Source organism: Streptomyces sp. NPDC042638 (assembly GCF_040647235.1).
GTDB classification, from domain to species: Bacteria; Actinomycetota; Actinomycetes; order Streptomycetales; family Streptomycetaceae; genus Streptomyces; species Streptomyces rameus.
Map to the genome: position 1 here is coordinate 76,246 of NZ_JBEZBT010000016.1, position 15,229 is coordinate 91,474.

At 69.6% G+C, this 15,229-nt stretch carries 15 protein-coding genes; 12 read left to right on the forward strand and 3 right to left on the reverse strand.

The features are described from left to right. Positions 1–25: 25 nt before the first annotated feature. On the reverse strand, positions 26–502 hold the full coding sequence (locus AB0B40_RS15900; protein WP_362264120.1) for an Lrp/AsnC family transcriptional regulator: 477 nt from the start codon (positions 500–502) through the stop codon (positions 26–28). A gap of 229 nt (positions 503–731) precedes the next feature. Here AB0B40_RS15900 and AB0B40_RS15905 point away from each other — a divergent pair, with 229 nt between their 5' ends. Further along, entirely contained in the window at positions 732–2,222 is a 1,491-nt protein-coding gene (locus AB0B40_RS15905) for an FUSC family protein (protein ID WP_345054702.1), read from the forward strand. A 130-nt stretch (positions 2,223–2,352) separates the two neighbouring features. Beyond that, positions 2,353–3,390, forward strand: a complete 1,038-nt coding sequence (locus AB0B40_RS15910) for a lactonase family protein (RefSeq protein WP_345054705.1) — start codon at positions 2,353–2,355, stop codon at positions 3,388–3,390. Between the two features lie 91 nt (positions 3,391–3,481). On the opposite strand, the gene AB0B40_RS15915 is transcribed toward AB0B40_RS15910, so the two are convergent. After that, on the reverse strand, positions 3,482–4,408 hold the full coding sequence (locus tag AB0B40_RS15915; protein WP_362264121.1) for a hypothetical protein: 927 nt from the start codon (positions 4,406–4,408) through the stop codon (positions 3,482–3,484). Between the two features lie 163 nt (positions 4,409–4,571). Beyond that, entirely contained in the window at positions 4,572–5,546 is a 975-nt protein-coding gene (locus tag AB0B40_RS15920) for a BadF/BadG/BcrA/BcrD ATPase family protein (RefSeq protein WP_362264122.1), read from the reverse strand. A 270-nt stretch (positions 5,547–5,816) separates the two neighbouring features. Between AB0B40_RS15920 and AB0B40_RS15925 the strand changes: the two genes are divergently transcribed. The 10 genes from AB0B40_RS15925 (at position 5,817) to AB0B40_RS15970 (ending at position 14,878) form a co-directional block, all read left to right on the forward strand. Continuing rightward, positions 5,817–6,494: a uracil-DNA glycosylase gene (locus tag AB0B40_RS15925; RefSeq protein WP_345054712.1), complete on the forward strand. Its 678-nt coding sequence runs from the start codon at positions 5,817–5,819 to the stop codon at positions 6,492–6,494. A 441-nt stretch (positions 6,495–6,935) separates the two neighbouring features. Further along, the gene (locus AB0B40_RS15930; protein WP_362264123.1) at positions 6,936–8,624 is read left to right on the forward strand and encodes an AMP-binding protein; all 1,689 of its coding nucleotides are present in this window, start codon (positions 6,936–6,938) and stop codon (positions 8,622–8,624) included. Continuing rightward, positions 8,621–8,872: an acyl carrier protein gene (locus tag AB0B40_RS15935; protein ID WP_345054717.1), complete on the forward strand. Its 252-nt coding sequence runs from the start codon at positions 8,621–8,623 to the stop codon at positions 8,870–8,872. The genes AB0B40_RS15930 and AB0B40_RS15935 overlap by 4 nt, the downstream gene beginning before the upstream one ends. Positions 8,873–8,882: 10 nt before the next feature. After that, a complete protein-coding gene (locus tag AB0B40_RS15940) occupies positions 8,883–9,830 on the forward strand; it encodes an amidohydrolase family protein (protein WP_345054720.1) in 948 nt (315 codons plus the stop codon). Between the two features lie 58 nt (positions 9,831–9,888). Further along, a complete protein-coding gene (locus AB0B40_RS15945; protein ID WP_345054723.1) occupies positions 9,889–10,815 on the forward strand; it encodes a chlorinating enzyme in 927 nt (308 codons plus the stop codon). Continuing rightward, the gene (locus AB0B40_RS15950) at positions 10,805–11,086 is read left to right on the forward strand and encodes a hypothetical protein (protein WP_345054726.1); all 282 of its coding nucleotides are present in this window, start codon (positions 10,805–10,807) and stop codon (positions 11,084–11,086) included. The genes AB0B40_RS15945 and AB0B40_RS15950 overlap by 11 nt, the downstream gene beginning before the upstream one ends. 76 nt (positions 11,087–11,162) lie before the next feature. Then, entirely contained in the window at positions 11,163–12,089 is a 927-nt protein-coding gene (locus tag AB0B40_RS15955; RefSeq protein ID WP_345054728.1) for a hypothetical protein, read from the forward strand. A 35-nt stretch (positions 12,090–12,124) separates the two neighbouring features. Further along, complete coding sequence (locus AB0B40_RS15960; protein ID WP_345054731.1) at positions 12,125–12,580, forward strand: GNAT family N-acetyltransferase; 456 nt, start codon at positions 12,125–12,127, stop codon at positions 12,578–12,580. Between the two features lie 25 nt (positions 12,581–12,605). Continuing rightward, entirely contained in the window at positions 12,606–13,562 is a 957-nt protein-coding gene (locus tag AB0B40_RS15965; protein WP_345054734.1) for a hypothetical protein, read from the forward strand. Then, on the forward strand, positions 13,559–14,878 hold the full coding sequence (locus AB0B40_RS15970) for a cation:proton antiporter (RefSeq protein ID WP_345054737.1): 1,320 nt from the start codon (positions 13,559–13,561) through the stop codon (positions 14,876–14,878). Before AB0B40_RS15965 ends, AB0B40_RS15970 begins: the two co-directional genes overlap by 4 nt. The last annotated feature ends 351 nt before the right edge of the window (positions 14,879–15,229 follow it).

Here is a 15,229-nt window from a genome sequence, read left to right on the forward strand (position 1 = left end):
CGCATGGCGTCCGGAACGCGAGGCGTCAGACGCGGGCCGCCCGGCCGACCGACTCCACCAGGGGCAGCAGCCGGTACGGGACGCGCTCGCGCAGCGCCACCTCGGTGCGGGTGCGCACCACGCCCGGGAGGCTGATCAGCTTCTGGATCACGTCCTCAAGATGCGCGTTGTCGCGGCCCACCACCCGGGCCAGCAGATCCCCGCCGCCGGTGATCGAGAACGCCTCCACGATCTCCGGCACGGCGGCCAGCGCGTCCCCCACGTCGTCCAGATGGCCCTGGGTGACCTCGATGTGCACGAACGCCAGGACCGGATGGTCCAGCGCGGCGGGGGAGAGGGAGGGGCCCGTGCCGGTGATCACGCCGTCCCGTTCCATCCGGTCCAGCCGGGCCTGCAGCGTCCCGCGGGCCACGCCGAGGATGCGGGCGTACTCGCGCACGCTGGTGCGCGGCTGCTCCAGGAGCAGCCGCAGGATGCGGGTGTCGAGTTCGTCCACGGCCATGATGCCCGACTGTACCAATGGCTCAGGCCCCGGGCCGCCGCGCGTACCGTCCGACCTGGGCCGTTGGTATTCCCAGCGTGCGAGACGGCCCGCCCGCCTCTGGGCCAATGGCCCAGTGAACGGGGCAACACTTGAGCCAGTGACCTTCGTGATGCTCTCATGGACCTGTCGATGGCGCTGCGGATCCCGCGGCGCCTTTTGTGTGCCGGTTTCCCCGGGGAGGGCAGCAGTGCTGAAAAGGGTGTTCGTGGCTCCGGACCCGGGCCGGGCGCGGTTGCGCTTCGCCGCGCGGGCCGTCCTCGGCATCGGACTGGCGGTCATGGTGTGCGCACTGGCCGGACTCTCCCTCGCCGGCGCGGTCACCGGCGGCCTCGCCGCGCTGCTCGCCCTGTTCACCGTCACCGACCCGACCGTGCGCGGCCAGGCGGTCACCACCGCCCTGCTGCCCGCCGTGGGCGCACCGGTGCTCGCCGTCGCGGCCGGGCTGCACGACCTTCCCGTCGCCCGTGATCTCGCCTTCCTGGCCGTCGTAGGCGCCGGCGTCTACGCCCGCCGGTGGGGCCCGCGCGGACACAGCCTCGGTGTCTTCGCCTTCATGACCTTCTTCGTGGCCCAGTTCCTGCACGCCACCCCGGACCGGCTGCCCGGGCTCTACGCCGCCGTCCTGCTGTCCGTGCTCACCGCGGCCGTCGTGCGGTTCGGCATGTGGTGCTACGAGCGCGGGCTGCCCCCGGCCGCCGTACCCGTCCCGCCCGCCGGGACCGGGCTGGCCCGGGTGACCACGCGGCAGGCCGTCCAGGCGACCGCCGGCGCCGGGTTCGCGCTCGTCGTGGGCCAGCTGGTGTCGGGACAGCGCTGGTACTGGGCCGTCGGCGCCACCTGGTGGATCTTCGTCAACACCGCCTCGCGCGGCGAGACGCTGGTCCGTGGCTTCCGCCGGGTCCTGGGCACGGTGATCGGCATCTGCCTGGGCTTCCTCGTCGCCATACCCGTGGACGGCGCCCCGGTGCCGACGGCGGTTCTCGTCGCGGTCGCCGTCTTCGGCATCTTCTACACGGCAGCCGTCTCCTACACCTGGATGATGCTCTGGGTGACCGTGCTCGCCGAGTCCCTCTACGGCCTCCTCGGCGTCCTCAGCCCCGGACTGCTGGCGCTGCGCCTCGCCGAGACCGGTGTCGGCGCGCTGGGGGCCGCGCTCGCCGTCGCGTTCGTGCTGCCGGTCACCACGCACGCCACCACCGACGCCTGGATCCAGCGGGCCCTGCGGTGCGTGCACGCCTGCACCGCCGAGGCCGCGGCCCGCCTCGCCGGCTCCGCCACGGCCGACCCCGCGCCCCGCGTCGCCGAACTGGAGCAGCTGCTCGGCCGGGTACGGCTGTCGGTGGCTCCGCTGGTGCATCCGCTGAACCCGGTGCCGGCGCGCAGGGCGCGGGCCCGCCGGGTCCTGGAGCTCCTCGACGACTGCGCCCGCGAGGTCCGGGGCCTGGTGGCGATCGCCGCCGACCCCGAGGCCTCACACGACGCGCGCCTGGCCGCCGCCTGCTGGCGCGTGGAGACCGCCGTCGAGTCCCTCACCGCGGGCCGCACCGAACCCCTCCAGCACATCGCCGAACCGCCCGCCGAACCCGCCCTGGCGCATCTGCACGGCCTGGAACGCGCCCTCGCCGACCTCGCCGAGCCCCTGCGCACGCCGTCCGGCTCGCGGCTCGTCGGGGCCTGAGCGGCCCCGGACGACCGCGGGCCCCGTCACGGTCACCGCCCCGCCATCACCCTCTTGGTCTAGACCGGGCTGACCGACTGCTAGCGTCAGCCCGGACTGGCTCGACTGGCTCGACCGAGAGGGGACAGCGGTGGCACAGGACGGCAGGAGGGGCGGGCGCCGGGCGTTCATCGGATCGTTCACGGCGGCGGGCGGACCCGGACTGGTCACCGCCGAGGTCGCGCCGGGCAGCGGGGCGCTCACCCTCGTGGACGCCGTCAAGGACCTCCCCGACCCCTCCTACCTGGCCCTCTCGCCGGACGGCCGCACCCTCTACGCGGTCAGCGAGACGGCCGAGGGAGCCGTCGCCGCCTACCGTGTCACCGGTGACCGGCCGGAACCCGCCGGGCCGCCGGTGCCGGTGGACGGCAGCGGCCCCACCCACCTGGGCCTCTACGCCGGGCATGTGCTGACCGCCAACTACGGCTGCGGCAGCGTCACCGCCGTACCCCTGCGCCCGGACGGCACACTCGCCGGCGCGCCCTCCGGACGGCTCCAGCACACCGGCTCCGGCCCGCACGACCGGCGCCAGCGCGGCCCGCACGTCCATCAGGTACAGCCCGACCCCAGCGGCCGGTGGGCCGTCAGTGTCGATCTCGGGACGGACTCGGTCCGGGTGTGCACCCTCGTGGGCGGCGTCCCCACCGTGCACCGCGAGATCGCCCTGCGCCCGGGCTCGGGCCCGCGCCACCTGGCCTTCCACCCGGACCGCGAGCACGTCTACGTGGTCAACGAGCTGACCCCCACGGTGACGGTGTGCCGCTGGGACGCCGCGGGCGGCTCGCTGAAGCCGCTGACCGAGGTCCCCGTGCTGCGGGACGCACCGGCCGGCGACGCCTACCCCTCGGGCATCGTCGTCTCGCCCGACGGCCGTTTCGTGTGGACCGCGACCCGCGGCGAGGACGTCCTGTCGGTCCTCGCCGTCGTGCCGGACGGCCTCCGGCTGACCGGGACGGTGCCCTGTGGCGGGCGCTGGCCCCGCGCGCTGGCCGGACACGGAGGTTTCCTCTACGCGGCCAACGAGCGCTCCGGCGACGTGGCCTGGTTCGCCGTGGACGAGGCGACCGGCATCCCCCGCTACGACGGCTCCGTGCGGGTGACCGCGGCCTCCTGCGTCGTCTTCGGCTGAGCACGCCGCGCCCCGCACACGGCAAGGGCCCGCCCCAGGATGGGAGCGGGCCCTGTGTCGTACGGGCGCCGAAGGGCGGTGGCCGCGCGGGTCAACGGACCGGCGCGCCCTGCGGCTGCTGCGGGGCGATGCCCAGCGCCGTCGTGTACTTGGCGAGCGCGAGCTTGCCGATCGCCGGGTACGCGCCGAGCGCCTCGGCCGTGGCGCAGCCCGCCTCCTCGGCCGCGGCGGCCAGCAGCCCCGCGTCGATCTCCGGGCCGATCAGGTACGGCGCCAGGGCCAGCTGCTGCGAGCCGGCGGAACGCAGCTGCTCGGCCACGGAGGAGATGGAACCGTCCTGGTCCAGGGCCGCCGCCATCACCGGCACGGCCAGGCGCGCGGCGAGCAGCATGCCGGTGATCCCGGCCGCCTGCACGGCCTCCTCGCCGCCCACGGAGGCCAGGATGATGCCGTCGGCGGCGGTGGCCACGGTGAACAGCCGGGCCCGGTCGGCACGGGCCAGACCCGCCTCGGACAACCGCACGTGCAGCGCCTCGGCGAGCAGCGGGTGCGGGCCCAGGACATCGGTCAGTTCGGCGGCGACCCGACTGTCCATCACGGCCTGACGGAGCCGACGCAGCAGCGCGCTGTCCGGGCCGGCCAGCAGCGGGACGACGACGGCGACCGGGCCGTCGGGCTCCTTGAGACCCTCGGCCCCGGCGGCGACGGCCTGCTCGTAGCGGACGGCGCGCTCCTCGGCGGTGCGCGCCAGCACGGCGCGGAGCGTGGGGAACTCGGAGTCGTCCCCGTCCAGATACCCGATCCTGGCGTCCAGGCCGGGCAGCTCGGAGCGGGCGATGCTCACGACCTCCTCGGCGAGGCTGCGCGTGGCGGTGCTGGGCACACCGGGCACCGCGAGGACGAGCGCGGGCGCGCCCTCGGGAGCCACCAGCGGTTCCGGACGGCGGTGGCGTCCGGGCTGGCGGGGTCGCGGCATTCGTACGGGCAGGCCGGACACGGGTCCAGTGGGGGAGCTCATGGCGCCGCATGTTACTGGTTTCGTGGGCTCCTCCGTTCGGGGAGGGTGCAGGTGAGCGGTATCCGTCCGGTTTTGTCTGATGAGTTACGCACGCATGACACCCGTTTCGGGCACATGCCGGACGCATAGCCCGACATCGGGACGGAACCGTCGGTGCCCTGCCTCAGCCGCCGGGCGCGTGGCTCACGCACAGCATCGCCGGTTCGCTCGGCAGGGTGAGCCGTCCCGCCGCCAGGTCCGTCGCGATCCGTACCGAGCCGTGCAGCGGATCGCCCTCGGCCGGCACCTGCCGGGCGTGCGGCAGCCTGCGCGCCAGTTCCTCGCGAAGCGGCAGGAGCAGCGGGTCGCCCATCTGGAACAGGCCGCCGGTGAGCGCCACTTCCGGTTCGCCGTCCGCCGGGCACACGGCCGCGGCGGAGTCGGCCATGTCCCGGGCCGCCGTGCGCAGGATGTCCGCGGCGACCGGGTCGTGCGCGGCGCAGGCGGCCACCCGGGGTGCGAAGGCGGCCAGTACGGCGGCCCGGTCGGTGCGCGGGTAGAGCAGTCCGGGCAGGCCCCGCACCGGGCCGAACTGCGCCTCGGCGCAGGCCAGCAGTGGTGCGGAACCGCCGTCCCGGCCGTCGTGGGCGCGCAGCGCGGCCTCCAGCCCGGCCCGCCCGATCCAGGCACCGCTGCCGCAGTCGCCCAGCAGATGCCCCCAGCCGTCGGCCCGCCGCCAGCCCGCCAGGTCCGTGCCGACCGCGATCAGCCCGGTACCCGCGGCGAGGACCGCGCCCGGCCGCGGCCCGAGCGCGCCGACGTACGCGGTGACGGCGTCGGCGGCGAGCGCCACGGTGCGTACGCCCAGCTCCCGGGCGAGGGCGCCGGGCAGTTCGGCGCGCAGGGCGTCGCCCAGGCTGGCGAAGCCGGCGGCGCCCACGACGGCCGTACCCAGCCCGTCCAGCCCCGCCTCGGCGGTCAAGGCGCGGGCCACCGGAACGAGTTGTGCCGTCAGGTGGTCGGGGTCGATCCCCCGCGCGGCCGTGCGGACGGGTTCCCGGGTCTCGTGCCGGGCCGAGGGCTCCCGCCCCGGGACGCCGACGGCGACCCGGAGACCGGAACCGCCGGAGTCCACGGCGAGATACCCGGAAGCGGTCATGGCAGACGCCGGTCCACCGGTTGCCCGCCCTGCTGGATCAGCAGGGCGTCGGCGCGGCGGAAGGGGCGCGAGCCGGTGTCGATCAGGCGGAGTGGCTCGAGCACTGGACGGAACAAGGTCCCCTCCCTTTTCCGGTGACCGGCTTCGCGGTCTGCTCGACCGGCTGGAAGATCCCGACGGTGAGGAAGAGTAGCGCCTGCGGGACGGCCCGTGGGCGGAGGCTTCTCCGGATATGCGGGGCGGCTGTGTGTGCCAGTAGAGTGACGCGCCGTGGCACCACGACCCTTGCACGAACTTGTCGAAGCAGGCTGGGCGAAGGCTCTCGAACCTGTGGCCGGACGCATCGCGGCCATGGGGGACTTCCTGCGTGCCGAGATAGCGGCGGGCCGGACCTACCTCCCGTCCGGGGCGAACGTCCTGCGGGCCTTCCAGCAGCCCTTCGACGACGTCCGTGTCCTGATCGTCGGACAGGATCCCTATCCCACGCCCGGGATGGCCATCGGACTGAGTTTCGCGGTCTCGCCGGAGGTGCGTTCGCTGCCGGGAAGCCTTGAGAACATCTTCCGGGAGATGCATTCCGACCTGGCGCTGCCCAGGCCGTCGAACGGCGATCTGACGCCGTGGACACGGCAGGGTGTGCTGCTGCTCAACCGGGCGTTGACGACGGCCCCGCGCAAGCCCGCGGCGCACCGGGGCAAGGGCTGGGAAGAGGTCACGGAGCAGGCCATCCGGGCGCTGGCGGCACGCGGCAAGCCGCTGGTGTCCATCCTGTGGGGGCGTGACGCGCGCAATCTGCGGCCTTTGCTGGGGGATCTTCCGGCGATCGAGTCCGCGCACCCGTCTCCGATGTCCGCCGATCGCGGTTTCTTCGGTTCGCGACCGTTCAGCCGGGCCAACGACCTCCTGCTGCGGCAGGGTGCCCAGCCGGTGGACTGGCGACTGCCGTAGGGCGTGCTGCGCGTGCCGGCCCCGGGCCGAACCGTCCGGGTTCTGGCCGAGGGTCCGTGTTCCCGTGACCGTCATGCCCCCGTGGTCACCGCCGGGGCGGGCGGGGTTGCGCGTGTGGGCGTACCGGAAGTGGCCGTCGTGTCCGCCGCCAGCCTGACGCAGGCCCTTCGCCGCGCACTGTCCGAGGCCGCGGCCGACCGAGCCGTCCGAGGGAGACAGACCCGGGCCGCCCGGGCGACGGACCTCGAGCGCCCGGCCCCACAGCACCCTTCCGTGCATCCCCTTCCGCTCCGGGTTTGCACGGTTCATCACCTTACTTCCGTCAGGCAGGTTGCTGCCGTGCAGCTTGATGTGCCACGACGGCGATCCTGACCGACGCATCTCTCTGGCAACGTGATGGCAGGTCGACCCCGGCGGTTCCGAGGGGCGATCACCGGCTCAATGGCTCATTGCCCCGCCGGTAGACGCGGGCGTCCTGAAGAACAGAGAAAACCAGCCACGTACTTCGGTCCGACACGTGCCCAAGGGTCATCATTGTCTATAAACGCACTGCACCGCGAATTGCTGGAACACCCTGACCATCGGATGCGTTTCCTGTCGATTGACGGAAGCCAGATCTCCAAGACCTTCTCCGAGGTGCACGCGGATGTGCTCCAGCTCATGTCGGAGCTGCGCGACTGCGGGGTGGAGGCCGGCGACCTCGTGGGCCTGATGGGGCCGAACTCGTACGAGTGGGTGGTCGCCGACCTGGCTCTGCTCGGACTGGAGTGCGTGTCCGTCGCACTGCCCGCGGAGCGGCGCACACAGCCCGGCACCGTGCGCGAACTCGCGGAGAAGTACAGCCTGTCGGCCGTCCTCGTCACCAAGGCGCTGCCCGTCGGGTCGTCCCTTCCGGAGGCGACGGGCGTCCTGGAGGAGCGGCCGCTGAAGTTCGAGAAGCGCGCCGTGCCCGACGACGCGCGCCCCGCGATCTCCGCGGATGTGTTCTCGATCGCCTTCTCGTCCGGCACCTCCGGCACGAAGAAGGGCCTGCTGATGTCGAAGGCGGGCGTCGAGAACACGATGCGGGTGTCCGCCGGGGCCTGGGAAGTGACGGAGGACGACAACGTCCTCATCGTGATGCCGTTCTCCAACTTCCAGCAGCGCTATCTGATGTACACAGCCGTCCGGTACGGTCTCGACGCGACCGTGGTGGCGCCGGAGCGCATGTTCCAGAAGCTCAGGGAATTCAATCCCACGATCATTCTCGGCCCACCCTCCTTCTTCGAGATCGCCTACAACCGGGTCACCGCGGGAAGCGTGCGGGAGAAGCTCCCGTACTACGTGGCGACGGCACTGCACACGCTGCCGCTCGGCCGGTTCGGCCGTGCTGTCAGGGCGCGACTGGGCCGCAGGTGGATGAGCATGTACGGCTCCCGGGTCCGCCTCATGCTCACCGGATCGGCGCCGGTTCCGCCGCGCACCGTGCGGCTCTTCCAGCGGCTCGGGGCGCCCCTGTTCGAGGTGTACGGCAGTACCGAGAGCGGCTGGATCTGCTTCAACCTGCCCCGGCGGCACAGAGTCGGGAGCGCGGGCCGTCCGGTCGACGGAGTGGACGTCACCCTCGCCGAGGACGGCGAGGTACTGGTCGGCACGGCGTACCCGCAGACGCTGGGGTACATCTTCGAAGGCGAGGAGACCCAGCAGTCGGTCTACCTCGGGCCGGACAAGCTCGCCACGGGTGACATCGGGGAGTTCGACCGCTCCGGATTCCTCCGCCTGGTGGGCCGGAAGAAGAACGTCATCATCACGCGGAGCGGGGTGAAGATCAACCCGGAAGAGCTGGAAGAGGCGGTGGAGAAGGGCTGCCGGATCACGAAGGCGATCGTCGTGTCGCCGGGTCAGGACGGGCTCCTGTCCTGCGTCGTGTGGCTCGACGACCCGGAGTCGGCCGAACGCAGGACGGAAGTGGAGTCCTGTGTCCAGGAGTTGAACCGCAAGAGGCAGTCATCGCACCGGATGGTGGACGTCCTGTTCAGACCGGCGGGTGAACTCTCCGTCGAGAACGGACTGCTCACCAGAAATCTCAAGGTCGACAGAGGCGCGGTCATGCGAAAGATATTCACCGAAGACATCCGGGGGGCACGATGAGCAAGAGCGAAGCGGCCGACGACGAGATCTGCCGGATCATCGGAAGCGTGATCTCCAAGGCCTCGGTCAAAGGTGGAATCACCCCGGCCATGAGCCTCCGCGGGGATTTGGGAATCGACTCCCTCGGCCTCATGAGCATCGTCTTCGCCCTGGAAGAGAACCTCGGCGTGGATGCCTTCGGCCAGGTGGAACAGTTCGTCGGTGCCGAGGACGTGTCCGACATCATCAAGATCGTCCGGCAGATCTGAGGGGGCGGCCGTGAGCCACGCACCGACCATCATCGACTTCCATTCCCACATCGCGTCAGACATGTGTTTTCCGAAGTCGTTCCAGGACGGCGTCGTCGACAACATGATCGTGGGCCTGCAGAGCCGTGGGCTGCCCGTGACCAGGGACAAGGTCGCGAGGATGCACTCCAGCACCCTGCAGGACCCGTTGTGCGACGAACTGGTCAGGCAGATGGACGAGGCCGGCATCAAGGAATCCGTCCTCCTGCTCCCCGACTTCACGTACGCGCTACGGGACAGCACTCACACCATCGCCCAACTGATCGACCACCACAAGATGGTCGTCGACCGGCACCCGGGACGGTTCCGGGTACTGGTCGGCGTGGATCCGCAGTGGGGCAAGGAGGGCATCTCGCTCTTCGAGAGGGCGATAGTCGACTACGGGTTCGACGGCATGAAGCTGTACCCGCCCTGCGGATACAAGCTGTCGGACGAAAGGCTCTACCCGTACTACGAGATCTGCGCGGAATACTCGCTTCCGGTGCTCTCCCACATCGGGGCCACATCTCCGGTGCTCGATTTCGAGATCGCGCAGCCCATCTATGTCGACAAGGCCGCGAAGGACTTTCCCGGAATCGATTTCGTGCTGGCGCACGGCAGTGTTCACTATCCTGACGAAGTGGCCATGCTGTGCAACAACAGGCCGAACATCTACGTGGACGTCAGCGGATACGAGGCGTCGGGCACCGCGGCCCTCAACACCCTCTTCCGGCGCGGGATCAACCACAAGATCCTCTTCGGCACGGACTGGCCCGTGTTCCGGCTGCAGGGTCGGCAGATCAACCTGATCGAGAAGCTGACCAAGGAGGGGGCGTTCCCCGAGGACATGTCGGACGCGGACCGTGATCTGTTCTTCCACAAGAACGCCGAGCGGCTGCTCAGCAAGAACAAGCTGAAATCCTCGGTGACCTCCGAGTGATGAGGCGGCACCACCCGGTCAACGGAATCGCAAGCCTGAACAGCAGAGAGGCATGAAGGTGACTGAAAGCATTGCCGAGAGCGCGTTCCTCGGGCTGACCGATGAGCAGATCGAGTTTTTCAAGGAGAACGGTTTCGTCGGGCCGTTCGACCTGTACTCCGAAGAAGAAGCCCCGCTGCTGTGGAACCAGGCCATGATCGAGATGGTCACCTCGGAGAACAAGCCGCACAACTCGACGGTCATCAACTACGACCGGCACCTGGACTGTGACACGCTCTCCGCGCACATCAGCCGGCCGGAGATCGTGCACAAGCTGCGCAGCCTGATCGGCGACGACATCCTGTGCTGGAAGACGAACATCTTCAAGAAGGCGCCGGGCGAGGCGGGCACCGGCTGGCACCAGGTCGAGACCTTCGTGGTCGGCGAGACCACCACCTCCGCCACTCCCTCCCTCAAGTACACGGAGGAGAGCGAGAACCTCACGCAGGAGCTGACGGTCTGGACCGCGTTCTCCCCGGCGGGCAAGGAGAACGGCTGCCTGCGCTACATCCCCGGCAGCCACAAGCGGTGGTACTACGACGAGAGCAAGCCGCTCACGCGGAACGTCGAGAGCAAGTCCCACGACTTCTTCGGCTACGACTACTCGGAACTCAAGCTCGACGACGACTGGGATCCGAACGAGGAAGAAGTCTTCGAGATGGAGATGAAGCCCGGCCAGTTCGTCATCTTCCTGGCCAAGTGCATCCACGGTTCCCTGCCCAACGTCAGTGACCAGACCCGGCTGGGGTTCGCCTCGCGCTACGTCGCCCCGTCGGTGAAGGTCTACGAGGACGTCGACAGCCTGAGCGAGTTCGGCGACACGATCAGCCTGGACTACCACGGCTGCGTTCTGGTGTCCGGCGAGGACAAGTACGGGCACAACCGTCTGCACGAGAAGAACCTGAACGGCTTCCCCTTCAAGAAGGTCGACACCGATGAGCGCTGACGACTATCTGCACAAGCTCGCCGACTTCCTCCGGACGCAGCCCATGACGAGTGAGCTGACCTACGAGGACCTCGCCCGCGCCACGTCCCGGGAAGAGCTCGGGATCAGTTCGCTGAACATCATTCTGGTGCTGGTGAACTACATCAAGGAGCACGCCGACAACAGCGTCACCCTCAAGCCCGAATGGGTGTCCCGGCTGAACGATGTCGACGGCATCGTCTCCGTGCTCCGTGAGATCGACGACAGCAGCCGCGAACAAGCCCCGGCGTGATGTCAGGCAGTTCGTCCCGCCCGGTCCCGGTGGCCTTCCCCGGCCGCCGGGACCGGGCCCGTCGATTCGGGAAGAAATGACTCCAACTCATCGAGACGTCACCATGGGCTCGTTCGCGTGCGTGTTCGGCGACCTCGAACGCAGCCCTGAGGATATTCCGGGCTTCGCCGCACTGTGGCAGGCGGCGGCCCCGGACACCGCATTCGACGCCATGGGCTGCGGCACCTTCCGGACCATGTCCGGGCCGGTCGAGAAGTACGTCGTCGAATCCGTGCGGCAGACCCTGGAGGGACACGCCGTCCGTCCCGAGGACGTCACCCACCTCGTCCTCGCGACCAGCGACGCCTGTCTGAGGACGCTCGGGCGTGACTGTGCCGTGACCGTCCTCGACGCACTGGGGATGACCCGATGCGTTCCGGTCGTCCTCTCCTTCCAGCAGTGCTGCAGTTCCCTGGCGGCCCTGCGGTACGGCTGGGAGCTGTTCTCCGACGAGGACGTCAGGAACGTCGTACTGGTCTCGCTGGACTTCACCCCGGACGACGGCGACCGCGTCAAGTCCTTCGCCCTGTTCGGTGACGCCGTCGCCAGTTGCCTGATCAGCCGGGACGCCGGCGGTCCGCTGCGGCTCGCCTCGGCCACGGTCAAGGTCGACCACTCCGGGCTGATGGGCCGTGACTCGTTCGTGTCGCGGCAGAAGGTGGCGCAGGCCGCCTTCGCCAAGGTCTTCCAGGAGAGCGGCGAGCGGCTCGACGATGTCACCAGGGTCTTTCCGACGAACCTCTTCCAGCCCGTGACGTTGTTCAACGCGACCATCGCGGGCGTGCCCCGGGACAAGCTGCACTTCGCCGACACACTCCGGGCCTACGGGCACTGCGGGAACTCCGACTGGATGATCAATCTGGTCGATCACGTCGAAGCGGTGGGCATGCGTACGGGGGAGAAGTATCTGGCCCAGGCGTCGGCGCCTGGGTTCTTCGCGTGTGGGCTCCTCGTGGCAACCTGATACCTGTCCGTCAATTGTCTGCACAAGGTGACAAGATGAACATCTCAGTGGACGACCTCTCCGGGTCCGAGATCATCGATTTCCTCGACGCGCACGTCAAGGAGATGAGGTCGATCACTCCCCTGGAGAGCAAGCACGCACTTGACCTGGAAGGTCTGCGCAAGCCCGAGGTCACCTTCTGGACGATCAAGGACGGCGAAGCCCTGGTGGGCTGTGGCGCCATCAAACGACTGGACGCCGACCACGCCGAGATCAAGTCGATGCGCACGGACCCCTCGCGTAAACGGAGCGGCATCGCGTCGAAGCTGCTGGCCCACATCATCGCCGAGGCCAGGCTCATGGGGTACTCCAGGCTGAGCCTGGAAACCGGTGCGACCGACTTCTTCGCGCCGGCCCGCGCCCTGTACGAGAAGTTCGGGTTCGAGTACTGCGCGCCCTTCGCCGACTACAAGGAAGACCCCAACAGCGCGTTCATGACGCGGCTGCTCTAGCCCGACACCCGAGGGGGCGCAACAAGTGAAGGACGCCGTATACCCCTACGACAAGGGGCTGTTCAGCCGACTGTTCCTCAACTGCTACCAGCGGCAGTCGATGGTGATGCTCACCCAGCGGACACCTGCGGCGCATCATCTGTTCCACCGGTGTCTGATCAGCACGGACGAGATCCTCCGGCAAGTCGTGAAGCAGCGGCACCCCAAGTACGACTTCGAGAGCGGCTTCTTCCAGCCGGACGATCTCCGGAGGATCGGGATCGTCCCGCACGACGTGCCCTTCGAGAGCTACGCCGAGGCCCGGCCCCTGCTGCGGGAGGTCGTGGAACGTGAGGGTTACGCCATCCTGGTGGGGGACGTCTACTACTGGCCGCACTGCCCCGAGTACCGCACCAAGCACCTGACCCACACGATCACCCTGACGCGATACGACGCCGAAGCCCGGGAATGGTCGCTCATCGACGACAACCCCGCGAGCCTGCTGTGCACCTACGCCTATCCCGAGCAGGTGATCGCGGACAGCTTCGACAACGGAGAGCTGCGCCGGATCCGCTACTTCACCCTCGAAGAGGTGCGCCGGGAAGAGGCGGAGCACGGCACCCGGGAGGCGTTCTCACGGCTCGTCGAGGAATACCGGGACAGCCATACGCTGCTGACCGGCGTCGCTGAGATCCTCCACTGCCCCTGGGCCGCGTCCGAGGCGTCCGTCGCGGCCCTGCACGACGCCTTCTCGGTCTACCTGGGCTCACGCATCGGCCTGCTCGAATACGCCCGTCATCTGATCGGCGACAGCGAGGTCCACGACGTCGTCGACCGCATCGTGAAGCAAGCCACCGAGGTGCAGAACCAGTTGCTCCTGGGAAAGGTGACGGGGACGGTCGACACACGGTGGATGAGTTCCACGTGCCTCGAACTCCGGACGGGCGAGGAGGAACTGCTGCGCCGTCTGAAGCACGTGGCCGTGGTGCGGGGCACCTCGTGACCGAGACACAGACAGCGGTACTCCTCGCCGATCTCGGGTTGATCGTCGCGATGGCGCAGGTGATCGGCCGGATCGCCCGGATGGCCGGACAGCCGGCCGTGATCGGCGAGATCGTCGGAGGCATCCTGGTCGGCCCGACCCTGCTGGGCGGCGCCATCGCCGACACGCTGTTCCCGACGGACGTCCGGCCCTGTCTCAGTGCGCTGGCCAACCTCGGCCTGGTGCTGTTCATGCTCGTCGTGGGCATGGAGTTCGACTTCGACCGCCTGCGGGGCTCCGGGCGCATCGCGGGCGCGACCGTCGTCGGCTCGACCCTCGTGCCGTTCGTTCTCGGTCTGCTGCTCGCCGTGGTGCTCATGAGCGACCACAGACCGGCGAACCGGCCGGCATTCATGCTGTTCATCGGGGTCGCCGTGTCTGTCACGGCCTTTCCGGTGCTCGCTCGCATCCTCGCCGACCGCGGCATGAACGGGACCTGGCTGGGGTCGGTCGCCCTCTCCGCGGCGGCGATCTGCGACCTCGCCGCATGGACCACGCTCGCCGCCGTCCAGGCGCTGACGGGCGGCAGCCACCAGAACCACTGGCAGGTGACGCTGATCGTCCCCTTCGCGGTCTTCCTGATCACCTGCGTCAGGCCCCTGCTGAGGAGAGGACTGACCAGAGGAGGACCGGACCGCCAGATGACCCCGGGCGTGTTCGCCGTGGTGATTCCCGGCGCGCTGCTCTCCGCCGCGGTGACCCAGCTGATCGGGTTGCACTTCGTGATCGGGGCGTTCCTCTTCGGCCTCGTCATGCCGCGCCTGGAGCCCGGGCGGTTCAGACAGGACCTGCTGCACCGTACGCAGTCCCTGACCGGCCTGCTGCTGCCGGTGTACTTCATCACCGCGGGACTCAAGGTCGACCTCTCCGGGATCGGGGCCTCGGGTCTGTACGAACTCGGTCTGATCCTGGCGGTCGCCATCGCCGGGAAGTCCGTCGGAACATGGACCGCGGCCAGATCGCAAGGGCTGTCCGCCCGGGGCTCGGCCGTCCTGGCCAGCCTCATGAACACACGGGGCCTGACGGAACTGATCGCCCTCAGCGTCGGCTTGGAGGCCGGACTGCTGGACGAACGGCTCTACTCCCTCTTCGTGGCCATGGCGGTGATCACGACGGCCATGACGGGCCCGCTCCTGCTGTGGCTCACCCGACGGGGGCGCGAGGGACCGGCGGAGTCGGCGGACCTGGACGCCCTCGCGCCGGCCCGGCTCGACCGAAGGGCTCCCCACTCCATGAGCGCGGCGTCACACCCGTCCGATGACGGCGGGCCGTCATGACCGGGGCCGGCGACGCGGGCGGGGCGACGGTTCCTCACTCCCCTTGGGCGCACCACGCGCCCAGGCGGGCGTACGGCCTCTTCACCGACGTGGATACGGCTGATTCAGCCTGGTATCTCCGCCCGGCATCATGCTGCCATGCAGCATGATGCTTCCCCGCCCAGACCCGTCACGACAGGGAGTCTGGCAACGTGAGGTCTGGTAACTCCCTTGTCCCGGAAAGCGGTTGCCCTCGTGGGCGGTCGGCTCGGCGGGTGGGGCACTGCCGCCCGTCCGTGGTGCGCCGGCCTCTGACCGGCTGCCGAGCGGCGCGGGCCGGGGACCGGAACGCCAGGGGACGAGGCCCGCATC

Excerpts from the sequence above, each read along its gene's own strand:
- AB0B40_RS15900 (WP_362264120.1), bottom strand. The coding sequence starts at position 502 with ATGGCCGTGGACGAACTCGACACCCGCATCCTGCGGCTGCTCCTGGAG.
- AB0B40_RS15915 (WP_362264121.1), bottom strand. The coding sequence starts at position 4,408 with ATGAGCTCCCCCACTGGACCCGTGTCCGGCCTGCCCGTACGAATGCCG.
- AB0B40_RS15920 (WP_362264122.1), bottom strand. The coding sequence starts at position 5,546 with ATGACCGCTTCCGGGTATCTCGCCGTGGACTCCGGCGGTTCCGGTCTC.
- AB0B40_RS15930 (WP_362264123.1), top strand. The coding sequence starts at position 6,936 with ATGGCTCATTGCCCCGCCGGTAGACGCGGGCGTCCTGAAGAACAGAGA.
- AB0B40_RS15935 (WP_345054717.1), top strand. The coding sequence starts at position 8,621 with ATGAGCAAGAGCGAAGCGGCCGACGACGAGATCTGCCGGATCATCGGA.
- AB0B40_RS15950 (WP_345054726.1), top strand. The coding sequence starts at position 10,805 with ATGAGCGCTGACGACTATCTGCACAAGCTCGCCGACTTCCTCCGGACG.
- AB0B40_RS15955 (WP_345054728.1), top strand. The coding sequence starts at position 11,163 with ATGACTCCAACTCATCGAGACGTCACCATGGGCTCGTTCGCGTGCGTG.
- AB0B40_RS15960 (WP_345054731.1), top strand. The coding sequence starts at position 12,125 with ATGAACATCTCAGTGGACGACCTCTCCGGGTCCGAGATCATCGATTTC.